Raw genomic sequence first — 22,146 nt, 5'->3', positions numbered from 1 at the left:
TGTCGTGGTACCTGGTCTGGTTTGAGCGTGCGACGCGATTCCCGGCCCGGCGGACGGTCCCGGCCGAACCGAAAACTTTGCGGTCATCGCTTTTCTCGCCTCACCGGAGGCCCGGAAAAGCGAGCGGTGGAACTACTCCGCGGCTGCTTCGGCGGGAGCGTCCGCGGCTGCTTCGGCGGCGGGGACCTCCGATACGGCGGCTTCCTCCTCGCGCTTGGCACGCAGCGCCTCGGCCAAGCGGACCGCCTGCGACAACGGAGCGGCGAACAGTCCGACGGCCTTGACCAGCGAGCCGTTCAGCGCACCGGCAAGCTTGGCCAGCAACACCTCACGAGACTCGAGATCGGCCAGCTTGCGGATCTCGTCCGCCGACATCGTCTTGCCCTCGACGATCCCGCCTTTGACGATCAGAGCGGGGTTGGCGCGGGCGAAGTCGCGCAGGCCCTTGGCCGCTTCCACCGGATCACCGGTGACGAAGGCGACCGCGGTCGGGCCGACGAGCAGTTCGTCCAGGCCCGCGACGCCCGCCTGCTCGGCCGCAATTTTGGTGAGGGTGTTCTTGATCACCGCGTACTGAGTGCCCGTCCCGAGCGAACGGCGCAGTTCGGTGAGCTGGCTCACCGTCAGCCCGCGGTACTCGGTCAGCACCGCCGCGGACGCACCGCGGAACGAGTCTGCGATCTCCGTAACCGCGGCGACCTTTTCCGGATTCGCCATCGGGCTCCTTCATGGGGTTTGGCCAGTCGCCCAGAAGATGCCGGAAAACAACGAACGCCCCGGCGCAGGCGCACGGGGCTGAAGTGCCGGAGACGGCACTGGGCCGACTGCGGGGCAACGCTCCCTCACCTGCGCGGGCCGACCGGATAGTCCGGAACCTTCGATCATCCCGATTCGGGACGACGACCAGCGGTCTTCGGTTTGGTTCTTCTCAGATAATACACGGCTGAAGTAGATGTCAGCCGTACGGGCGGGCACTGTCGATCCTACAGCCACCAACGCCCGGCGGTGGAAAGAGCACCCAGGGCGGGCACCCTTTCCACCAGTGTCGGCCTCGCGGGCTGCGACGCGGTCGGTGGCGACTACGGACGTCAGACCACCGCATCCTCGAGCAGGTCGCGGGTACGACTCGGGTCGACCTGGATCCCCGGACCCATCGTCGTGGCAAATGTGATCTTCTTCAGGTATCGACCCTTGGCCGCGGACGGCTTCACCCGGACGATCTCGTCCAGTGCGACACCGTAGTTCTCGATCAGCTGCTCGTCCGTGAAGACCGTCTTGCCGATGACGATGTGAAGGTTGCCCTGCTTGTCGACCCTAAAATTGATCTTTCCGCCCTTGATGTCGCGGACCGCCTTGGCGATGTCGAGGGTGACCGTACCGGTCTTGGGGTTCGGCATGAGCCCGCGCGGCCCCAGGATCCGGGCGATGCGGCCGACCTTCGCCATCTGGTCGGGCGTCGCGACGGTCGCGTCGAAGTCCAGGAATCCCTCCTGGATCCGCTGCACAAGGTCGTCGCTGCCGACGATGTCCGCACCGGCGGCAGAAGCCTCGGCAGCCTTCTCCCCGGCGGCGAAAACAGCCACCCGAGGAGACCGGCCGGTTCCGTGCGGCAGGTTCACGGTGCCACGGACCATCTGGTCCGCCTTGCGCGGGTCGACTCCGAGGCGCAACGCGACCTCGACGGTCGCGGCGTACTTGGTGGTGGAGGTCTCCCGGGCCAGCCGAACGGCTTCCAGCGGTGTGTACAGGCGGTCCGCCTCGATCTTCTCTACGGCGGCCCGGTATGCCTTGCTGCGCTTCACGGACGTCTCCTCGTGGTCATGGCGGGCCGAACCCGATCCACATGATCGGGGGCCCTCCCACAGCCGTTCCGATCACGGAACGACCTTCTTGGCACTGGCGCCCCGACGGGCCCGTCAGTCGCTGAGCCCGTCAGTCGCTGACGGTGATACCCATCGACCTGGCGGTGCCAGCAATGATCTTTTCCGCGGCTTCGAGAGTGGTGGCGTTGAGGTCGGGCAACTTCGTCTGGGCGATCTGGCGGACCTGCTCCGCGGTCAGGTTCGCGACCTTGGTCCGGTGCGGAACACCGCTGCCCTTCTCCACGCCCGCGGCCTTGAGGATGAGCCGTGCCGCCGGCGGTGTCTTCGTGACGAAGGTGAACGAGCGGTCGTCATAGACCGTGATCTCAACCGGGACGACGTTCCCGCGCTGCGACTCGGTGGCCGCGTTGTACTGCTTGCAGAACTCCATGATGTTGACGCCGTGCTGGCCGAGCGCGGGGCCGACCGGGGGCGCCGGCGTGGCCACACCGGCATTGATCTGGAGTTTGATGATGGCCGCAATCTTCTTCTTGGGAGGCATGGCGTCTTTCTCTCTGGGGTCCCTTGAGGCCTGTGGCCGCGCGAGGCGAACTGTGATCGCGCGGCCTTCGGCCAACTAGAAGCTGGACGGGTCAGATCTTCGCGACCTGGTTGAACTGAAGCTCGACCGGCGTTTCGCGGCCGAAGATGGACACCAGCACCTTGAGCCGCTGCGCATCGAGGTTGATCTCGCTGATGGTCGCAGGAAGGGTCGCGAACGGACCGTCCATGACGGTCACCGACTCTCCGACCTCGAATTCCTGTACCCGGACCGTCTCGACCTTCTTCTCGCGCGGTGCCGGCGGCGCGAGAATCGACAGGACCTCCTCCGTCCGCAGCGGCGACGGCTTGTTGGTCAGACCCACGAAGCCGGTCACGCCCGGCGTGTTGCGAACAGCCGACCACGACTGGTCCGTGAGATCCATGCGGACGTAGATGTATCCGGGGTACTTCTTCTGCTGCACCAGCTGACGCTTGCCGTTCTTGATGACCGGGACCTCCTCGGTCGGGACCTCGATCTGGAAGATGTAGTCCTCCATGTTGAGGCTGGAGATCCGGGTCTCAAGGTTTGTCTTGACCTTGTTCTCATAGCCGGCGTACGAGTGGACGACATACCACTCGCCCGGTGCTTCCTCCAGAGCCCGTCGGACGTCGTCGATGTCGTCGTCATCATCGTCATCGTCGACAGCGGGCTGAGTGACGTCCGGCACGTCCACGGTGAGATAACCGGGCCCGGTATCGGTGCCGGTGGAACCGTCACCGCTCTCGCCGTCCTGCGGCAGCGCACCGGCCTCCGTGCTTACCACCTCGTCGCGCGCGAATGCCGCCAGCGGGTCGAGACCGTCGAGGGCCTCCCCCTGTTCGGAGGAGACGTGCTCGGGAAACTGGGACACGCGGACGTTCCTTCTCTCTTGACCGTGCTCTGTGAGCTGTGTGGACCTGGGGAGACACGAACCAGCGGGACGCGGTTCGCGTCAACCAAAGATCGCCAACACCGCCTTGGTGAGACCGAAGTCCAGCGAGGCGACGAAGGCCACCATGACCGAACAGAACACGAGCACGACCGCCACATAGGTGATCAGTTCGTTCCGGCCCGGGTAGATGACCTTCCGAAGCTCGGCGACGACCTCGCGGTAGAACCGCAGCGGCGTCGTACGGCGCCGGCCTGCGGACCGGGCCGGTCGGCCGGCCCGCGGTGCCGCATCACGTGTGTCGGTCGCCACTCACTCCACCTACCTGGTCCTACCTGGTCGTCGGATACAGCAGGGGCGACAGGACTCGAACCTGCAACCGCCGGTTTTGGAGACCGGTGCTCTACCAATTGAGCCACGCCCCTAAGCGTGATGACCGTCGCCGACACAACGAACGTAGATCGAGATCCTATGAACAAGATCCAACGACCATCCGCATCGCTACATGCCGGGACGACAGCCCAAGCGCGTCCACCATACTCCCTACGCCGGCCACACCCGCGAACCCACGATCCGGATCCCTCCCCGACCGCATGACGAGTCAACCGCATGACGAGTCAACCGCACAGCAGCCCAACCACCGGCACGTCGCCCGGACCCGGGCCCGCAGTGGCGTGAGCCGGGCCGGGATCGCGGCGGACCGCGGGAATGATCGGGCGGAGAACCCCGTACACGTGGCAGCATGACGGGCATGACCCGGATCTCTCACCGCGTCGGCGGTATCGCCCCTTCGGCAACCCTTGTCGTGGACGCGACCGCGAAGGCGCTACGTGCGGCCGGCCGGGACGTGATCGGCTTTGGTGCCGGCGAGCCGGACTTTCCCACACCCGACCATGTCGTCGCCGCAGCCGAGAAGGCCTGCAGCGACCCGCGGATGCACCGATACACACCAGCAGCCGGGCTGCCGGAGCTCAGGGAGGCCGTGGCGGACAAGACCCGCCGCGACTCGGGGCTCGATGTACCGGCAGGCCAGGTACTCATCACCAACGGCGGCAAGCAGGCCGTCTACATCGCGTTCGCGACCTTGCTCGACCCCGGCGACGAGGTACTGCTGCCCGCCCCCTACTGGACGACCTACCCTGAATCGATTCGTCTTGCCGGTGGCATCCCGGTGAACGTCGTGACCTCGCCCGAGCAGGGCTACCGGGTCACGGTGGAGCAGCTGGAAGCCGCTCGCACCCCCCGCACGAAGGTGCTGCTGTTCTGCTCGCCGTCCAACCCGACCGGGGCCGTGCACTCCCCCGAGGAGGTCCGCGCGATCGGGCGCTGGGCAGCCGAGGCCGGGCTCTGGGTGATCGCCGACGAGATCTACGAGCACCTGGTGTACGGCGACGCCCGCTTCGCCTCCCTGCCGGTCGAGGTCCCCGAGATCGCCGACCGGTGTCTCGTGGTCAACGGCGTCGCCAAGACCTACGCCATGACCGGGTGGCGGGTCGGCTGGCTGATCGGGCCGGCCGACGCTGTAAAGGCGGCCACCAACCTGCAGTCCCACGCCGCGTCCAACGTCTCCAACGTGGCGCAGGCAGCGGCCCTGGCAGCGGTGTCCGGGCCGCTGGACGCCGTCGCGCAGATGCGGGTCGCCTTCGACCGGCGCCGCCAGACCATGCACCGGATGCTCTCCGACACACCCGGAGTGGTGTGCCCGCTACCCGAAGGCGCCTTCTACTGTTACCCGTCGATGCTGGGCGTCATCGGCCGCACGATCCGGGGACGCACCCCGGCGACCTCGGCGGAACTGGCGACCCTCATCCTTGAGGAGGCCGGCGTAGCTATCGTGCCGGGCGAGGCGTTCGGAACCCCTGGTTACTCCCGACTGTCCTACGCGCTCGGCGACGAAGACCTGGCAACGGGTGTGCAGCGGATGTCCGACCTGCTGGCCGAGGCGGACTGACCAACCCGCCACCGGTCGTCATCAACCGACGGACGGTGTGTCGGGCAACTGTGGCTGTCGGACACACCGTCACGGCTGTGATGGGACCGCTGGTAGCGAACCGCTACCAGGCACTCCCGCTACCCGCTCCGAGGGGCGCTCTCAGTGGCTCTCGGACGAAAAGTGGTCAGGTGAGGCGGACGGTGGCGCGTGAGGCCATCAAAACCTTGGCCCCATCGCACCGCACGGTGAGGTTCACCACCACCTGGTTGCCATCGAGTTTCTTCGCGACGACGCCGCTCACCACGACCGCCGCGCCCTCGTCGTCGTCCGGTACCGGCACCGGGGAGGAGAAGCGAACGCCGTAGTCGACAACGGCGCCGGGATCACCTGCCCAGTCGGTGACGAGCCTGGCCGCGGTGGCCATGGTGTACATCCCGTGAGCGATCACACCGGGGAGTCCGACATCCCGGGCCGCCCGCTCGTTCCAGTGGATCGTGTTGAAGTCCCCCGAGACCCCGCAGTAGCGAACAAGATCGCTGCGTCGGATCCGGAACTCCCGCTCCGGGATCCGGGTACCGACCTCGACATCGTCATAACCAACGGTGGTAGACATCCGAGCTCCTCAGCCCTTCCGGGTTGCGGTGGCGGCAGTCCCGCGGGAGACCAACGAGGACAGACCCGTTGCCACCAACTCGCCGCCGGTCGTGACGAACTCGAACTCGGTGATCAGCAACTCGTTGCGCCCGGCGTTGCGAATGTCCGTGATCGTGGCGGAAACCACGATCTCGTCACCGGCAATGATCGGACGACGCAGCGCATACCGCTGCTCGCCGTGTACCACCAGCGAGTAGTCGAGACCGAGCTCAGGGTCGTGGGTCGGTACGACCGGTCGCCACATGCCAGGAGCCGTCAGAAAGGTGGGCGGTGCGACAAGGTCGACGTAGCCGGCAGCCTTGGCGGCATCGAGATCATGACACAACGGACTGTGTTCACCGACCGCAAGCGCAAACTGCCGGATGTGCTCGCGGCCGACCAGGAACGGGGTGTCAGCCACAAAGCTGCGCCCGATGAACTCCCGGTTGAGCGGCATCGCATGCTCCGATCTCACCGTCGTGGTGGTTGGAGTTCCGTACCGTTCACCTGGACAGCAGGCAACTCGACCACGACGATCCAGCGTCTACCCGGGGAGAACAATCACCCGGAGACACAAAGCCTAACGCTGTGCGCTGTGAAGACTACGCCGACATGCCTGGTGGCGAGCACAACCGTCACCGCCCGCGAGAAACGCCGCCGCGGTCAGCGGGTCTCGCGGTGCTCGGTGTGCTGCCGGCAGTTCGGGCAGAACTTCTGCAGCGCCAGGCGGTCGGGGTCATTGCGGCGATTCTTGCGCGTGATGTAGTTGCGGTGCTTGCACACCTGACACGCCATGGTGATCTTCGGACGGACATCGGTGGCGGCCACGGTGCTGTGCCTCTTCCTGCAGGTGGGACAAGAACAAACCAAAGCTGCTGGACATGCGGGACGACGAGTCGTCCTCGTCGGGTCACGACCCGACCGGTAGCGGTGGCCGGATTTGAACCGGCGACACAGCGATTATGAGCCGCTTGCTCTGCCTGGCTGAGCTACACCGCCTCAGAGCGGCCGAGGAGTGGGACTGCCAGGTCACGACGCCCCACCCCTGACGCTCTTAGTGGATCCGTGTCATCGACAGAACATCAAGTCGACGACACGCCGGTCGACGGCCGGTCGCCCGGCCACCGACCGCAGCCACAGAGCCCCTTTACGGAATCGAACCGTAGACCTTCTCCTTACCATGGAGACGCTCTGCCGACTGAGCTAAAGGGGCACGTTCTCGCCAGCTAAGGCTACACGACAGCACGACACTTCAGCCGCGGGGTCTCCTCGTTGCGACCACCGCCGCGCCCTCGCCCGTGTCACCACCGGCATTGCCACCCGGATCGCCGCTTCCGTCCGCGGCTCGGCGCCAGTTCGCCACCGCAGCCATCGCGGGTCCGACCACGCAGCGGCGCACCTGGACATGGCCGCAGCCGACAACCATGATCGACCCGACACGCGCGGGTCTTCGTCGCAAACCACGAAGCGCTCCAGCAGTATCGCTACTTTGTGCTACGACATTGCATCCGATTGCGACGAACAAGAACTGTGAGTAACAACAAAGTCCATCCCATGCCCGTCTATGTAGCTGTACGTGTCCTAGATATTGCTTAACGTAGTCGACGGTCGACGGGGCCGCCACCTGAGATCACCCCTTGGCCAGCCCACCCGCATCTGCCATGGGAGCTCCCGTGCACGTCACGCCTTCAACCGCATGCCAGGACGACGATCCGGGACCCGGCCGGCGCGGCCGCCCACGGCGTCGCAGGCAGGCCCTTCTCCACACCGGCACCACCGCCGCCGCAGTGATGTTCATCACGGTCGCGACCGTCCCCGGTGATGGAGCAAGCGGCCCGACAGCCCCAGCCACCCGGCACCCGGCCATGGCGAGCACCCGAAATACCGACGTCGCCATCGACACCCCCACGGCGGGAACCGACGTCGACGTCCTTCCGGTCGCGGGCACCACCACGACGACCCCTACCGGGGAGACGCCGGCCGGTACCCGGTCGATGCTGGCCATTCCCGCGGGTTGGCCGAAAGGTGTGGATGTCTCCTCATGGCAGCACTCGGGCAGCGCCGGGATCGACTGGAGCGGGGTCCGCTCCGCCGGCATCAGGTTCGCCGTCATCAAGGCCACCGAGGGCAAGAGCTACACCAACCCGTACTTCGCCGCTGACCACAGCCTTGCCACCCAGGCCGGTCTTGCGGTCGGCGCCTACCACTACGCCCGGCCCGTCCTGCCGATCGCGACCGCGGTCGAACAGGCGGACCGGTTTCTCTCCGTGACCGGACTGACCCGGTCCGACGAGCAACTGGCCCCGGTTCTCGACCTCGAGGTCGACGGCGGGTTGTCAACCAGCCAGCTCACCGAGTGGACCCGCACCTTCCTGGAGGAGGTCGAGACCAGAACCGGGCGTGCGCCCATTCTCTACACCTACCGATCATTCTGGACCGACACGATGCAGAACAATCCATCGTTCTCCGGATACCCGTTGTGGTTCGCCATCTACAACGGAGCGTCGTCCTCCGGCGGCCCTTCCTCCCCCGGAGCGCTCCCCGGCGGCTGGACGAAGTGGCTCATGTGGCAGTACACACCGTCCGCGCTCGTCCGCGGCATCACCGGATATGTGGATATGAGCCGCTTCTGTTGCAGTCTGGATTCCCTGTCCGTCAACGCCGACGGAAGGCTCAGCGAGATCGACCGGCGCTACAACTCGGACGCGCTGGTTCGCTCGCTACTTGCGGCAGCCATCCGGGACGAGGAACCCGCCGGTGGTGGTGGGCGGTGGCGGCAGTTCGAGCGGGGTCTGCTCTTCTGGTCGGTGGCAACCGGCGTTCACGAGGTACACGGCGGGATCAGCACGCGATACCTCATCCTGGGCGGCAGCAACAGTTTCCTGGGACGACCCACCAGTGACGAGATCGACGCCGAGGTGCCGGGCAGCCGGCAGTCGGTGTTCCAGGGAGGCCGGATCTACTGGAGCCGGTTCACCGGTGCGCACGAGGTCCACGGAACGATCCTCAGCTACTACCTGTCGCTCGGCGCTGCCGGTTCGGAGCTGGGCCTGCCGGTCAGTGACGAGTATTCCGTGGCGGGCGGGCGACAAAGCACGTTCCAGTTCGGCTCCCTGCGCTGGGACGCCAGCTCCGGCACGGTCACGATCGTCCGTCCCTGAAACCCCACCCAACGAGGGTGGGGTCCGCGGCCGAAGCCGGTTCGCGGGTACGGATGTCCGGGCAAGGGGGCATGTCCAAGGCATGTCGAGGGCATGGCCAGGTAGGGGCTAACCGTCCCGCCACGCTCCGGGGAGGATTCACATGGAACCGGTACGGTCAGTACGCGCCGGCGGTGGATGGCTGGTGTTCGCGGCAGTCATCATCTTCATCGCGGGCTTTCACAACCTCATCTATGGAATCGCTGCACTGAGGAACTACAGCTACCTCGTCACGAGCAGCGGCACCGTCATCTACCAGGACCTGGACTTCTGGGGCTGGCTGCTGGTGTGCATGGGCATCGTCGAGATAGTCACCGCTGCCGCCATCCTCACCGGCAAGCAGTGGGCCCGGTGGCTGGCCATCGTCATCTGCGGGCTCAACGCGATCGCCCAGCTCGCCTTCCTCGCGGTCTTCCCGGTGTGGTCGGTTGTCCTCATCGCGCTCGACGTCGCCGTCATCTACGGTCTGACGAGGCACGACGCACCGATCCGCGGGTCCTACGACCCGTACCCCGAAACCGACCGGCCCCGGGCACGCGCGGAACGGCCGGAATACTCCGAAGCCTCCCGGTCCTCCCGGTCCGGCCCCGACGTGTCAGCCCGAGGCTGAGCCGTCTGCGCGATCAGTCGGCGCATGTCGACGTTCCCACCATCCGTCAGGGTGGAGCGTCGGCGTGCGCCGGCCGATCACCGGCCGGGTCCGGCAACGGCTCTCATCCGACTATCCGACGGCGTCCAGCTGGGCACGGGTGAGAACCGGATGCAAGGCCAGACCGACGCCGGCGAGGTTGTCCCGGCCGCCCTCCTGGCGATCAATCACGCACAGGACATGTTCGACGCTCGCACCCTGCTCGCGCAGGACCCGCGCCGCGTCCAGGACGGCACCGCCGCTGGTCACCACGTCCTCGACAAGGACGACCCGCAGACCCCCGACGTCGCCGCCCTCCGCGGTACGGCAGGTCCCGTACTCCTTGGCCTTCTTCCGGACGAACCGCGCCGGCAGGCCCGTCCGCTGGGACAGCAGCGTCACGAGCGGGATGCCGCCGAGCTCGAGACCGGCCAGCAGATCGGCGTCCACGGGCAGCAGCGGACGCATCGCGTCAGCGATGTCCGCAAGCAGCACCGGGTCGGCCTCGAACAGGTACTTGTCGAAGTACTCGCTGCTCGTCCGACCTGACCGCAGCAGGAACTGCCCGGTCAGATGGGAGGCGGCCCGAACCCGGGACGCAAGTTTGGCGATGTCGGCCACACTTGCCGACTCTAGCCTCAGGCGACACGCAAAACATGGATGCCAACCGCAGGCCGGCAAGCAGCGGCAACCGACACGCCCAGGGGCCGTCCCCCTGGGCGGACATGACGGGCAACAGCGCAGCCGACCGCAGGCCGGCAAACACCATTGGACGCCTCGTGGCAGGTGTTGGGTTCGAACCAACGTAGGCTGAGCCGGCGGTTTTACAGACCGCTCCCTTTGGCCACTCGGGCAACCTGCCGTTGGTGGACAGCATACGGGATGGACGGAGTGGTCCAACGACCCGTCCCACGGCTGTCCGGTGACGGGTGTGCCGCGACGCGCAACGCTGGGCAGACTCGGGGTCAGGCGTTGCGGGCACGTCCGGCGTGCCAGGCACGGATGCGAAGATCCGCACTGCATACAACAAGTACCCGAGAGCACAGGGAGGCGCATCACCGTGGCGGACCCGTCGTTCGACATCGTGAGCAAGGTCGACCGCCAGGAGATCGACAACGCCATCAACCAGACCCACAAGGAGGTCCAGACCCGCTTCGACTTTCGTGACACCGGGACGTCGGCGGCATGGTCCGGCGAGTCGATCCTGCTTACCGCGAGTACCGAGGAGCGGGTCAAGGCTGCACTGGACGTGCTGCAGGAGAAATGGGTCAAGCGCGGCATCTCGCTCAAGGCCCTGCAACATGACGAACCCGCCCAGTCCGGGAAGGAGTACCGGCTGGTGGTGACCGTCCAGCAGGGCATCGCCGACGACAAGGCCAAGGCGATCTCGAAGAAGATCCGAGCCGACGGCCCGAAGGGCGTGCAGGCGCAGATTCAGGGCGATCAGCTCCGGGTTACCGGCAAGAAGCGGGACGATCTGCAGCGCGTCATCCAGATACTCAAGGAGAGCGACTTCGGGCTGCCGCTGCAGTTTGTCAACTACCGCTGAGTCGCAGCCCCGGACCCAGCAAAAATCAACATGTCCGACAAAAGGGTGCGCCCCGCCCGATGGGGGGTTTCGGGCGGGGCGCTGCACGGCGGGACCTGGGGGGTTTGCCCCGCCGCGAGCACAAGGCCGAGCTTTTCCAGAGTACGACTTCCCTCCGGAGGCTCAACGGTAGGGGTCGATCCGGGCCATCTCCTCCAGTCGCTCGATCCGACGGGCCATCGGCGGATGCGTGCTGAACATCTGCACGACTCCGCCTCCTCGGAACGGATTAGCAATCATGAGCGATGACGCGGGCGCAAGCTCGGAACGCTGCGGGAGAGGTCGGGCGGCCGTGCCTGCGTCGAGCTTGCGCAGGGCACTCGCGAGGGCCAGCGGGTCGCCGGTCAGCGTGGCGCCGGAAGCATCCGCCTGGTATTCCCGTGCCCTGCTGATGGCAAGCTGAATGATCGTTGCCGCGATCGGTCCCAGCACGACGAGCAGCATGATCTCAAGGATGCTCGGACCACCGTCGTCCTCCTGGCCACGACCCACACCGAAGATCGCCGCGAACTGTGCGAAGTGTGCCAGGTACACGATGACGCTGGCGAGCGCCCCGGCGACCGAGGCGATCAGGATGTCCCTGTTGTACACGTGGCTGAGTTCATGGCCGAGGACGCCACGCAGCTCCCGATCGTCCATGATTTCCATGATTCCCGCGGTGCAGCAGACCGCGGCGTTACGCGGGTTGCGGCCGGTCGCGAACGCGTTGGGGGCCGCGGTCGGGCTGATGTAGAGGCGCGGCATCGGCATACGAGCCCGGGTCGCGAGTTCCTGGACGATCGCATACAGCCGAGGCTGTTCGACCTGGCTCACGGGATATGCCCGCATCGCACGCAGGGCCAGCTTGTCCGAAAAGAAATACGAGACCCCGTTGACGCCCAGGGCGAGCACCAGGGCGATTACCAGGCCTCGGCTCCCGAACAGGGAACCGACAAGCAGAATCACCGCGGACAGTACGCCCAGCAGGACGGCGGTCTTGAGCCCGTTGAGGTAGCGGTGGGACATGGCGGTCGGGTGTCCTGTCGTCTCGAAGGTTGCGACCTGGTCAACGCCCGGGTCGACCGGGGACGTTCCCGGCCACGCACGGTTTTGGGTATGCCACTTGGGTCACGTCGGGGGAAGTGCCCTGCCCGACGGAGGTCATGCCCAGATTCTCACCATGTGTGCCGGCCGCCTCACCGCTACGAATCGTCGCTCCTCGCTGTGCTCACTCGGCTGTGCTCACGGGTACGGCCTTCAGTACATCCCGAACGGCCTGACTTCGTTCGCCACCGGCCAGGCCGGCCCGCTCGAGCTGGTCCACGGTGAGGGATGCCAGGGCTGCGTATGTCGACATCACCTCATGGTCGAGCACTGCGAGCGCTTCCAGATGCGCCTGTACGGTTCCTGCGTCCCCGCGCCGGACAGGCCCGGTCAACGCGGCGGGCCCACGCTCGAGGGCGCCTCGCAGCGACTGCCGTAGCAGCGGCGCGACAGCATCCGCCGCAGCGTCCACACCCAGGGTCTCCAGCAGACCAAGCATGGCCGTGACCAGTGTTCCCAGGTAGTTCGCCCCGAGAACGACAGCGGCGTGGTAGGCCGTCCGCGCTTCCTCGGGTACGGCGATGACCCGACCACCGACGGCGGTGACAAGCATGTTCGCGACCGGCTCGGCAGCCGGGTCGGCGGTCACCCCGAAGGCGGCTCCCGAAAGCAGGCGCGGGTCGTCGTCCGACCCGCTCAGGGTCATGATCGGATGCATTGCCGCCCGGAACGCTCCGCAGTCGAGAACGGCCTGCAGGATGCCTACTCCGTATCGCCCACTCGCATGCGCGACAATATGCCCCGCCCGTAGGACACCGGCGCTCACGACGCTCTCGACGACGCCCGGAATCATGTCGTCGGAAACTGTGAGAAATAGCACATCGGATGCCTCGGCCACCTTGGCCGGCGTCTCGGGAAACGCGCCCGGAAATCGGGTCCGCGCCCGATCCAGTGCCGCGACGGAACGCGCATGAAACGCTACAACCGGGTAACCTGCGTCCGACAGCGCCGTACCGAGCGCGGTCCCCACCCGCCCGACGCCAACGATCCCGATGCGAAATTCCGGCACCGCGGGCGCTACGGTCCTGACTTCGCTGCTACCGCCGTCCTGTGCCACCAGGCCATATTCCCCGCCATCCGCTGCCGGGAACCGGCCGACCGGCCCTTCGCCGCATCCGCCGGGCGCCACCGACAGGGGACGGCGGGACGCTGGGAGTCGGATGAAGCAGCCGGTTGCGAAATCGATCGGACATCTGATCGAAATCAGGCGTCGCGGCATGAGTCACAGCCGGCCGACCATGCCCAGGAGCGGCCTGCTGTCCGATTCACGGCACCGTGGTCCGGTCGACCGCACGGACGCCGGTGACCGCTCTCACCAGTATGTGTCACAGTCATCACAGTGAGATGACCCCGCCGGGACGTTGAGCCCCGACTCAATAGTCCGACCGGTAGGCTCGAGCGGTACCCGAGGAGGTCACACAACGTGTCAGGCCAGGTCAGGGACCGCCAAATCCATCGACTCGACCGAGTCGTCATCCGCTTCGCCGGTGACTCAGGTGATGGGATGCAGCTCACTGGGGAACAGTTCACCAGCGAGACAGCGGCGTTCGGCAACGACTTGTCTACCCTTCCGGACTTTCCCGCGGAGATCCGTGCGCCAGCCGGTACCCCGGCCGGAGTTTCCGGGTTTCAGCTCCATTTCTCAGATCATGACATTCTGACGCCCGGCGACGCCCCGAACATGCTGGTGGCCATGAACCCGGCAGCCCTGAAGTCCAATCTGAAGGACCTGCCGAACGGCGCTGACCTCGTCGTCAACACCGACGCATTCACCGGCGCAAACCTGAAGAAGGCCGGATATTCCTCCGACCCGCTCACCGATGGCACACTCGACGAATACCGGGTACATCGGGTGCCTCTCTCGTCGATGACCATCGAAGCCGTGAACGCCCTCGAGAGCAGCGCTGGAACGGTCAACAAGAAGGAGGCCGAACGAGCGAAGAACATGTTCGCTCTCGGCCTCATGAGCTGGCTCTACCAACGCCCCACCGACGGCGTCGTCGCATTTCTTGAGAAGAAGTTCGCAAAGCGGCCCGAAATTGCGGCCGCGAACATCGCCGCGCTGCGGGCCGGCTACAACTACGGTGAGACGACCGAGACATTCGCCGTGACCTACGAGGTCGCACCGGCCCGGATGAAACCGGGCCACTACCGGCGTGTCTCCGGGAACCTCGCCCTGTCCTACGGCCTGGTCGCCGCTGCCGAGCTCACCGGGTTGCCCCTGTTCCTGGGCTCCTATCCGATCACGCCGGCCTCCGACATCCTGCACGAGCTGAGCAAGCACAAGCGCTTCGGGGTACGGACCTTCCAGGCCGAGGACGAGATCGCGGGTGTCGGGGCCGCCCTGGGTGCCTCGTTCGGCGGCTCACTCGGCGTGACTACCACGTCCGGACCCGGTCTGGCGCTGAAGACCGAGACGATCGGTCTTGCGGTAGCTCTGGAGCTACCGCTGGTCGTCGTCGACATCCAGCGCGGCGGGCCGTCCACAGGGCTGCCGACCAAGACCGAACAGGCCGACCTCAGCATGGCGGTGAACGGTCGTAACGGTGAGGCGCCGCTGCCTGTCATCGCTCCCCGCTCGCCGGCCGACTGCTTCGACGCCGCCATCGAGGCGGCGCGCCTGGCGACGAAGTACCGGACGCCCGTCATCCTGCTGTCCGACGGTTACCTCGCCAACGGGTCGGAACCGTGGCTGCTGCCCAACCGTGCGGATCTCCCCGACCTGCGGGTGGCGTTCGCGACCGAGCCGAACCACGCCGGCGACAAGGGTCCCGAGTTCTGGCCGTACCTTCGCGACAGCGAGACACTCGCCCGGCCGTGGGCCGTCCCTGGAACCCCTGGTCTGGAGCACCGCATCGGCGGTCTGGAAAAGGCCGACGGTTCGGGCTCGATCTCCTATGACCCGTCGAACCACGACCGCATGGTGCGCCTGCGCCAGGCGAAGATCGAGGGCATCGCGCGCGACATCCCCCCGCTCGAGGTGGACGACCCGTCCGGGCAGGCCCGGGTGCTCGTCCTCGGCTGGGGTTCGACCTATGGACCCATTGCCGCCGGATGCCGACGTGTCCGGGCGAAGGGCCTGCATGTCGCCCACGCACATCTGCGCCACCTGTTTCCGTTTCCCGACAACACCGGCGAGGTGCTGCGCGCCTACGACAGGGTTCTGGTCCCCGAGATGAACCTCGGTCAGCTCAGGTCCATGGTCCGGGCGCAGTTCCTGGTCGACGCCATCGGCTACAACCAGGTCCGCGGGCTTCCGTTCAAGGCCGCCGAACTGGCGGGCGTCTTGGAGGACGTGATCAACCAGTGACCGTCACCACGAACCAGACCGGTATCACCAACCGACTACTCGATCTCGTACCGCTCACCGACCGCCCGCAGACCCGCAAGGACTTCACGTCCGACCAGGAGATCCGCTGGTGCCCCGGCTGCGGCGACTACGCGATTCTGGCCACCGTCCAGGGGTTTCTGCCCGAGCTCGGGATAGCCCGCGAGAACATCGCCTTCATCTCGGGTATCGGCTGTTCCTCCCGCTTCCCGTACTACCTGAAGACCTACGGGATGCATTCCATCCATGGTCGGGCACCAGCTATCGCGACCGGTCTCGCCGTCTCCCGGCCGGACCTGTCCGTATGGGTTGTCACCGGGGATGGTGACGCGCTGTCCATCGGGGGCAACCATCTGCTCCATGCGTTGCGACGCAACGTGAACATCAAGATTCTGATGTTCAACAACCGGATCTACGGGTTGACCAAGGGGCAGTACTCGCCGACATCGGAAGTGGGGAAGATCACAAAATCGACCCCCTACGGCTCACTCGACCGGCCCTACAACCCGCTTTCGCTCGTACTCGGCGCCGAAGCCTCCTTCGTCGCCCGGTCGATCGACTCGGAGCGGGCGCATCTGACCTCGGTGCTGCGCGCGGCCGCCGCCCACCCGGGCTCCGCCTTCGTGGAGATCTTCCAGAACTGCAACATCTTCAACGACGGTGCCTTCGACACCCTCAAGGACCGTTCGTCCAAGGATGACGCAACCCTGCGCCTGATCCACGGCGAACCGATGATCTTCGGTGCGGAACACGACAAGGGCATCCGGCGCGGCTCCACGGGCGAGTTGGAAGTATGTGCCGCAACCGATGACAGCGTACTGATCCACGATGCCCAGGCCGTGGAGCCGAGCCAGGCGTTCGCGCTGTCCCGGCTCACCGGAAGCTCCTCGGAAGTCACCCCGATCGGGGTTTTCCGGGACGTGGATCTCCCCACCTACGACGAGCAGCTCAACAGTCAGATCGCGGACGAGCAGACCCGCAAGGGCAAAGGCGACCTGATGAAGCTCCTGGGCAGTGGAGACACCTGGACGGTTTCGTAGTTGACCAAAGGCCGCGCGATCATGGTTCTTCTCGTGCGGCCGGAGGCTCCAGGAGACCTGGCGCCGGCGACCGGCCGGCGACCGGTACACGAGTAGCCACCTGACACGCCCGGCCCGTCGGTATCCGATAGGCCGGGCGTGTTCGTCGTAGATCCCGAACCTTCCCGTCGCAGGTCATCCGGATCGCTACTTTGATGCGCTATTGTCCGACTCCCCTGATAAATGTCCATAGCTGGTCAGGTAGGGTCATAACTCATCTGGCATCCCGAATCCATCGGTCTGGATCTTTGTGAGCCGAACCGGCGGGTGGTGGGGCTCGGGGGGCTACCAACAGCTACCGATCCGGAGGAGCAGTGCAGGACGAACCGTCCCGTCACCAGCAGTCCCGACCGCTACAGATTCCCTTGTTTTCTTCCCGAACGACACTCCAGGTGACCTTCGAGGTCAGCCGTGGGTAATCATTCCGCTGGCCGGCATTCACGACAGGCGGCGGGTAGCCCACGCCAGACCGATACCGACCGCGCCCGTCAGGCCACCAGCACATCGATCAACCGGGTGTCGGCGCAACCCGGATCGATGTTCACCCCCCGCCAACAACTGTCGGACCCGGTCGGTCTGGACACGGTGACCGGGCCGATCTCTGCCAGTACCTCGGTGCGGCGCAGTCGGGCAGTACGACCCGGTCAGATCGAGGTCCGCGGCTCCTCCGACGTGGATCCGCGTGGGACGCGGGCGACCAGCTCCACGGGCGGGTCGAAGCCGGCGTCGGCGTTAGACGCACGTGCTTCGAGCTCGGGTACCACCCGGTCGAGTGCTGCCCGCTCAGGTACTGCCCGCCCGCGCGGCACACATCGTGCAGCTCAGCGGGGAGCCGCTACCAAGCAGGGTCATGGCCGCCTGGTCATCGCCGGGACCGCTTCCCTGGCCAGCATCTCCGCGCTGGTGACAGGTATGGCTCTGTCCGGCGGGCACGACAGCCAGGCCAGCGAGATCGGGACGACCGGTGCCGCGCCGTCCACCGGGGCCGCAGACAGGTCCCAGCAGGTGCCGGGCCCACTGGTCACGAGCGCGTCCCGGAGCATCAACCGCACGCCGCTGACGGGGCTGATTCCGGCCGCCGGCCACCCGAGGTCGAACGACTCGGGTGGCCGGGTAGACGGGAGTGATCCGGCTACGGCAGCCGGCGGCCTGAGCGGGCCGGAGGCGAACCAGCCGCAAGGCGGGTTCCCCACAGCTTCCGACTCCGTCGACGTTGTCCCCGGCGCCCCCGGCGCCCCCGGCATCGACGCGGGGGGCAACCCGCTCCCGCCGGCGGCCGAACTCGGCGTCGATCAGCCATCGACCGGCCAGGCAACCACCGGGTCAGTCGACAACGGGCCGGTAGCCGAGCCATCCGCGGGCATGTCGCAGGCGCCGACCACGCTCGTGACCAGCCCAACGCCCTCGACCGGACTGCCGACCGACGCACCCGCCGGTGCAACAGCGCCCGCGGACGGTACGGCCACCACCGCACAGTCGGCGGTGTCCGGCACGTCGTCCGGCGGGCAGACCCCGGCCGGACAACCGCCGGTAGTACCGGATGCGACAGTTTCACCCCCGGCGGCTTCCCCGCCTCCGCCCCCATCCGACACTGTGATCGAACTCCGCGACGTCCCGCCGGTGTGGCCTCACAGCCGGTAGGGAGCACTGCCGGTCCAGGAACTCTGCCGGTAAAAGCACCGGGGATAGGGCTTCCCGAGACGGACAGCCCTATCCCCGGTCACCATTATGATCATTTTTTGCAGGGATCAGCCCGATCGACCTCCACTCGAACCGTGCTGGGGCCTTCGAGTGAGAGGTCGATCGGCGGATCACCCGGTGCGGTCGACGACGTAGTCGGCGAGCGTCTCCAGAGCCGTCCTGGCCGGGCCCTTCTCCAGGGACGCGAGACAGTCACGTGCCTCGCGCGCCCAGCGCGCCACCTCGACGCGTGCCCGCCGCATGGCCGGGTGGCCGCGCAGCAGGTCCAAAGCCTCGGCGAGCGCCCCGTCCCCGGCAAACCCATCCCCCATGAGCTGGCGGAGCTTGACCGCGGCCGCGTCCTCCTCCTGCAGGGCATAGAGCACGGGGAGAGTGGGAATCCCCTCCCGCAGGTCGGTTCCCGGAGTCTTGCCGGAATCCGCCTCCTCCGAGGCGACATCAATAAGATCGTCCGAAAGTTGGAAAGCCACCCCGAACCGCTCCCCGAACGCGGCAAGGGTGTCCGCGGTGAAGGGATCCGCGCCGGAGAGCATGGCGCCGAGGCGACCGGACGCGGCAATCAGCGACGCGGTCTTCTCACTGACCACGCGAAGATAGTGGTCGACGGGATCCTGGCCCGGCTCCGGCCCGACAGTCTCCCGGATCTGTCCCTCGCACAGCGTGGCGATCGTGCGGGCCAGAATGCGGGTGGCTGCGGGGCCCAGGTCCGCGGTGATGTCCGAGGCCTTCGCGAACAGGAAGTCACCCGTGAGGATGGCGATCGTGTTGGTCCAACGGACGTTCGCCGATGCCGCTCCCCGACGTAGCGGCGCCTCGTCCATGACGTCGTCGTGGTAGAGCGTCGACAGGTGGGTGAGCTCGATTGCGACCGCGGCCGGGACCACCCCGGCCGCGGTCGGGTCCGCGAACTGAGCGGCAAGCAGCACCACCATCGGCCGGAACCGTTTACCGCCGGCGTCCACGAGATGGCGTGATGTCTCGGTGACGAACGGGACGTCACTGCGGACGGCGTGGCGCAGCATCCGTTCGACCTCGTCGAGGCCACGGCGAACAGCCTGTTCGAGATCAGGGTCTGCCCTGATCCCCGTGAGATCCAGCCCGGTTGCGCTCATATAGGCGTCAGCGTACGAAACCGGACGTTGCCGCGGTACCGGCAAGGTCGAGCAGAGGCTGTGGCACCACTCCCAGCAGCAGTGTCATGATCGCACCGACACCGACCGCCGCATAGGTGAGGGTTGGACGAGTGACGACGATGGGACCCTCCATGGTCGGCTCCTGGAAGAACATCAACACGATCACCCGGACGTAGAAGAACGCGGCGATCGCGCTGGTGACCAGCGCGACCACCACCAGCGGAATCGCGTTACCGGCGACCGCCGCCTGGAAGACCGCGAACTTTCCGGTGAATCCACTGGTCAGCGGGATGCCGGCAAGAGCAAGGAGAAGAAAGGCGAAGATGCCCGCGAGAACCGGAGCCCGCCGCCCGAGCCCCTGCCACTGGGACAGGTCGCTGGCTTCGCCGTCCGCGGTCCGCACCATGGTGACGAGACCGAACGCGGCAATCGTCGTGAAACCGTAGGCGACCAGGTAGAACAGGGAGCCACGCAGCCCGTCGCTGTTCGCGGCGGCCACCCCGGTGAGCAGGAAACCGGCATGCGCGATTGCTGAGTAGGCGAGCATCCGCTTGATGTCGCGCTGGGTCAGGGCCAGCACCGCGCCGACGACCATGGTCAGGATCGCGACGGCCCAGACCGTCGGTCGCCAGTCCCAGCGCAGTCCACCGAAGGCGACGTAGAAAACCCGCAGCAGCGCGCCGAACGCAGCCACCTTCGTACCGGCAGCCATGAACGCCGTGATCGGGGTCGGCGAGCCCTGGTAGACGTCGGGCGTCCACGAGTGGAACGGCGCCGCACCGATCTTGAAGAAAAGCCCGACGCCGAGCAACGCCATGCCGAGATAGAGATAGGTGTCGTTCGCACCGACCGTCCCCGCCGCATCGGCGATCCGGCCGAGGTTGACACTGCCCGCGTAGCCGTAGAGGAAGGCAACGCCATAGATGAAGAACGCCGAGGAGAACGCGCCGAGGAGGAAGTACTTCATCGCCGCTTCCTGTGACAGCAGCCGGCGCCGACGGGCGAGACCGGCGAGCAGGTAGAGCGGCAGGGACAGGATCTCCAGAGCCACAAACATGATCAGGAGCGTGTTCGAGGAGACGAACAGCAGCATCCCCGCAACCGAGAACGCCATCAGCGGGTATGCCTCGGTCTGTACCCCCACGGACGTCCGCTGAGCGGTCGCTCCCGGCGAGCCAGGGGTGATCGCCGCGGACGCCACGATCGCGCCACCGGAGGAATCCAGCCGGCGTTCGGCGACAAGCAGCACCGCGAGGGCCGCGAACAGCAGGATCGCGCCCTCCAGGAAGAGCGTCGGGCCGTCGATGGCCACCGCCCCGGCCGCAAGCACCTGCCGCCGCGCGTGCAGCAGCACCACCGCGACGAACGCCGCCACGAATCCGCCCGCCGCCAGCAACGGCTGGATACCCCGTCGTGCCCTGGCCGGCGCGAACGCTTCGACGAGAACACCCGCCAACGCGACAGCGAAGACGATGAGAACCGGGCTCAGCGCCGCATACTGGATCGTGGGGACGTCGATCGGCCCCTGCGGACCCGCGGCCAGCAGTTGCCGGGCCAGGGCGGTGGTTGGTGCGGCGCTCACGAGTGGCCTCCGGCCTGGCTTGCGTTCACGGGGGCGGTGGGTGCGGGATCGGTGTGCCCCACATCGACGAAGGTGGCCGTGACGGTCGGCCGGATGATATCGATCAGTGGCTTCGGATACACACCCAGCGCAATGATCAGAACGACCATCGGTGCGACCACGATCTTCTCCCGGACGCTCAGATCGAGCACGCCTCGGGCCTCCTCGTGCACCAGTGGACCGGTCATCGTCCGCTGGTAGAGGTACAGGATATAGATCGCGGCGAGCACCATCCCGCAGGTCGCCACGATCGCCAGCGCCCGGTACCGGGTGAACGTCCCGACCAGCACGAGGAACTCGCTCACGAAGCTGTTCAGGCCGGGCAGCGCCAACGACGACAGACCAGCGATGAGGAAGACCCCGGCCAGCACCGGCGTCACCTGCGCCATCCCGCCGTAGGCACCGACATCTCGGCTGCCGCGACGGGCCACGAGGAACCCGACGACGAGGAAGAGCAGGCCTGTCGACAGGCCGTGGTTAACCATGTAAAGGACCGCGCCGGTCCCACCCTGTGACGTCAACGCGAAGGTTCCCAGCGCGATGAAGCCGAAGTGCGCCAACGATGTGTAGGCAACCAGGCGTTTCATATCTCGCTGGCCGATGGCCAGCAGAGCGCCGTAGAAGATTCCGATCACTGCCAGCGCGAGAACCATGGGCGCGAAGTACGACGAGGCCTTCGGGAACAGCGGGATGCAGTACCGGATCAGCCCGAAGGTTCCGACCTTGTCCAGAACGCCCACCAGCAGGATCGCGCCGCCGGTCGGCGACTGCGCGCCCGCGTCCGGCAACCACGTGTGGAACGGGAACAGCGGCGCCTTGATGGCGAACGCGACGAAGAAGCCCAGGAACAGCAGCTTCTGGACGCCCGGGGTGATCTCAAGCTGGCGAAGAGTGGCGAAGTCGAAGGTCCCGGTACCGAGCTGATCGGCTGAGATCACATACAGG

Annotated in this window: 22 protein-coding genes and 4 tRNA genes; 7 read left to right on the top strand and 19 right to left on the bottom strand. The window is 66.6% G+C overall.

What is annotated here, in order from left to right:
- Positions 1-132 precede the first annotated feature (132 nt).
- From rplJ to NBW77_RS07535, 6 genes are all read right to left on the bottom strand, one after another.
- Positions 133-717, bottom strand: coding sequence for a 50S ribosomal protein L10 (rplJ, locus tag NBW77_RS07560; RefSeq protein WP_131748577.1), 585 nt, complete (start codon positions 715-717; stop codon positions 133-135).
- A gap of 371 nt (positions 718-1,088) precedes the next feature.
- On the bottom strand, positions 1,089-1,802 hold the full coding sequence (gene rplA, locus NBW77_RS07555; protein ID WP_131748579.1) for a 50S ribosomal protein L1: 714 nt from the start codon (positions 1,800-1,802) through the stop codon (positions 1,089-1,091).
- A gap of 130 nt (positions 1,803-1,932) precedes the next feature.
- Positions 1,933-2,364: a 50S ribosomal protein L11 gene (gene rplK, locus NBW77_RS07550; RefSeq protein WP_131748581.1), complete on the bottom strand. Its 432-nt coding sequence runs from the start codon at positions 2,362-2,364 to the stop codon at positions 1,933-1,935.
- Between the two features lie 91 nt (positions 2,365-2,455).
- On the bottom strand, positions 2,456-3,256 hold the full coding sequence (gene nusG, locus NBW77_RS07545) for a transcription termination/antitermination protein NusG (protein ID WP_131748583.1): 801 nt from the start codon (positions 3,254-3,256) through the stop codon (positions 2,456-2,458).
- A gap of 81 nt (positions 3,257-3,337) precedes the next feature.
- On the bottom strand, positions 3,338-3,586 hold the full coding sequence (gene secE / locus NBW77_RS07540) for a preprotein translocase subunit SecE (RefSeq protein ID WP_131748585.1): 249 nt from the start codon (positions 3,584-3,586) through the stop codon (positions 3,338-3,340).
- A gap of 40 nt (positions 3,587-3,626) precedes the next feature.
- A tRNA-Trp gene (locus tag NBW77_RS07535) sits at positions 3,627-3,699 on the bottom strand.
- A 317-nt stretch (positions 3,700-4,016) separates the two neighbouring features.
- Here NBW77_RS07535 and NBW77_RS07530 point away from each other — a divergent pair.
- Positions 4,017-5,225 (top strand): pyridoxal phosphate-dependent aminotransferase, encoded by a 1,209-nt coding sequence (locus NBW77_RS07530; protein WP_131748586.1) that lies wholly within the window; start codon positions 4,017-4,019, stop codon positions 5,223-5,225.
- A gap of 166 nt (positions 5,226-5,391) precedes the next feature.
- Here the strand turns inward: NBW77_RS07530 and NBW77_RS07525 are convergent, their stop codons facing one another.
- The 6 genes from NBW77_RS07525 to NBW77_RS07500 form a co-directional block, all read right to left on the bottom strand.
- Positions 5,392-5,820 (bottom strand): MaoC/PaaZ C-terminal domain-containing protein, encoded by a 429-nt coding sequence (locus NBW77_RS07525; protein ID WP_165486283.1) that lies wholly within the window; start codon positions 5,818-5,820, stop codon positions 5,392-5,394.
- Between the two features lie 9 nt (positions 5,821-5,829).
- Positions 5,830-6,297 carry an FAS1-like dehydratase domain-containing protein gene (locus tag NBW77_RS07520; protein WP_165486284.1) on the bottom strand — a complete coding sequence of 156 codons (468 nt, stop codon included), beginning with the start codon at positions 6,295-6,297 and terminating at the stop codon, positions 5,830-5,832.
- A gap of 206 nt (positions 6,298-6,503) precedes the next feature.
- Positions 6,504-6,668, bottom strand: a complete 165-nt coding sequence (gene rpmG, locus NBW77_RS07515) for a 50S ribosomal protein L33 (RefSeq protein WP_131748588.1) — start codon at positions 6,666-6,668, stop codon at positions 6,504-6,506.
- 97 nt (positions 6,669-6,765) lie between these two features.
- A tRNA-Met gene (locus NBW77_RS07510) sits at positions 6,766-6,839 on the bottom strand.
- A gap of 141 nt (positions 6,840-6,980) precedes the next feature.
- Positions 6,981-7,053: transfer RNA gene (locus NBW77_RS07505), tRNA-Thr, on the bottom strand.
- Between the two features lie 39 nt (positions 7,054-7,092).
- Positions 7,093-7,299 carry a hypothetical protein gene (locus tag NBW77_RS07500; RefSeq protein WP_165486285.1) on the bottom strand — a complete coding sequence of 69 codons (207 nt, stop codon included), beginning with the start codon at positions 7,297-7,299 and terminating at the stop codon, positions 7,093-7,095.
- Positions 7,300-7,513: 214 nt separating this feature from the next.
- On the opposite strand from NBW77_RS07500, the gene NBW77_RS07495 reads away from it, so the two are divergent.
- Together NBW77_RS07495 and NBW77_RS07490 are read left to right on the top strand one after the other, a co-directional pair.
- Positions 7,514-9,001 carry a GH25 family lysozyme gene (locus tag NBW77_RS07495; protein ID WP_242606075.1) on the top strand — a complete coding sequence of 496 codons (1,488 nt, stop codon included), beginning with the start codon at positions 7,514-7,516 and terminating at the stop codon, positions 8,999-9,001.
- A gap of 142 nt (positions 9,002-9,143) precedes the next feature.
- A complete protein-coding gene (locus NBW77_RS07490; protein WP_131748592.1) occupies positions 9,144-9,650 on the top strand; it encodes a DUF7144 family membrane protein in 507 nt (168 codons plus the stop codon).
- Positions 9,651-9,761: 111 nt separating this feature from the next.
- Here the strand turns inward: NBW77_RS07490 and pyrE are convergent, their stop codons facing one another.
- Both pyrE and NBW77_RS07480 read right to left on the bottom strand, forming a co-directional pair.
- Entirely contained in the window at positions 9,762-10,289 is a 528-nt protein-coding gene (pyrE, locus tag NBW77_RS07485) for an orotate phosphoribosyltransferase (protein WP_131748594.1), read from the bottom strand.
- Positions 10,290-10,448: 159 nt separating this feature from the next.
- Positions 10,449-10,530: transfer RNA gene (locus NBW77_RS07480), tRNA-Tyr, on the bottom strand.
- A gap of 198 nt (positions 10,531-10,728) precedes the next feature.
- On the opposite strand from NBW77_RS07480, the gene NBW77_RS07475 reads away from it, so the two are divergent.
- Positions 10,729-11,217 carry a YajQ family cyclic di-GMP-binding protein gene (locus NBW77_RS07475; RefSeq protein ID WP_131748596.1) on the top strand — a complete coding sequence of 163 codons (489 nt, stop codon included), beginning with the start codon at positions 10,729-10,731 and terminating at the stop codon, positions 11,215-11,217.
- A gap of 162 nt (positions 11,218-11,379) precedes the next feature.
- On the opposite strand, the gene htpX is transcribed toward NBW77_RS07475, so the two are convergent.
- Both htpX and NBW77_RS07465 read right to left on the bottom strand, forming a co-directional pair.
- Positions 11,380-12,261 (bottom strand): zinc metalloprotease HtpX, encoded by an 882-nt coding sequence (htpX, locus tag NBW77_RS07470; RefSeq protein WP_250279486.1) that lies wholly within the window; start codon positions 12,259-12,261, stop codon positions 11,380-11,382.
- A gap of 202 nt (positions 12,262-12,463) precedes the next feature.
- Entirely contained in the window at positions 12,464-13,348 is an 885-nt protein-coding gene (locus NBW77_RS07465; protein ID WP_250279485.1) for a Rossmann-like and DUF2520 domain-containing protein, read from the bottom strand.
- Positions 13,349-13,762: 414 nt separating this feature from the next.
- On the opposite strand from NBW77_RS07465, the gene NBW77_RS07460 reads away from it, so the two are divergent.
- The 3 genes from NBW77_RS07460 to NBW77_RS07450 all read left to right on the top strand — a co-directional run bounded on the left by NBW77_RS07460 (position 13,763) and on the right by NBW77_RS07450 (position 18,387).
- Positions 13,763-15,649, top strand: a complete 1,887-nt coding sequence (locus NBW77_RS07460; protein ID WP_131748600.1) for a 2-oxoacid:acceptor oxidoreductase subunit alpha — start codon at positions 13,763-13,765, stop codon at positions 15,647-15,649.
- Positions 15,646-16,707, top strand: coding sequence for a 2-oxoacid:ferredoxin oxidoreductase subunit beta (locus NBW77_RS07455; RefSeq protein ID WP_250279484.1), 1,062 nt, complete (start codon positions 15,646-15,648; stop codon positions 16,705-16,707). The genes NBW77_RS07460 and NBW77_RS07455 overlap by 4 nt, the downstream gene beginning before the upstream one ends.
- 951 nt (positions 16,708-17,658) lie before the next feature.
- Entirely contained in the window at positions 17,659-18,387 is a 729-nt protein-coding gene (locus NBW77_RS07450; RefSeq protein ID WP_165486287.1) for a hypothetical protein, read from the top strand.
- A 170-nt stretch (positions 18,388-18,557) separates the two neighbouring features.
- On the opposite strand, the gene NBW77_RS07445 is transcribed toward NBW77_RS07450, so the two are convergent.
- The 3 genes from NBW77_RS07445 to NBW77_RS07435 form a co-directional block, all read right to left on the bottom strand.
- Positions 18,558-19,559 (bottom strand): polyprenyl synthetase family protein, encoded by a 1,002-nt coding sequence (locus NBW77_RS07445; RefSeq protein WP_131748604.1) that lies wholly within the window; start codon positions 19,557-19,559, stop codon positions 18,558-18,560.
- Between the two features lie 7 nt (positions 19,560-19,566).
- On the bottom strand, positions 19,567-21,138 hold the full coding sequence (gene nuoN / locus NBW77_RS07440; protein ID WP_131748648.1) for an NADH-quinone oxidoreductase subunit NuoN: 1,572 nt from the start codon (positions 21,136-21,138) through the stop codon (positions 19,567-19,569).
- Positions 21,139-21,158: 20 nt separating this feature from the next.
- The coding region (locus NBW77_RS07435) for an NADH-quinone oxidoreductase subunit M (RefSeq protein ID WP_250279483.1) at positions 21,159-22,146 on the bottom strand (988 nt) is incomplete at its 5' end.

Source organism: Frankia sp. Cppng1_Ct_nod (assembly GCF_920656135.1).
GTDB classification, from domain to species: Bacteria; Actinomycetota; Actinomycetes; order Frankiales; family Frankiaceae; genus Protofrankia; species Protofrankia meridionalis.
This window is presented reverse-complemented; position numbering and strand designations above follow the sequence as displayed.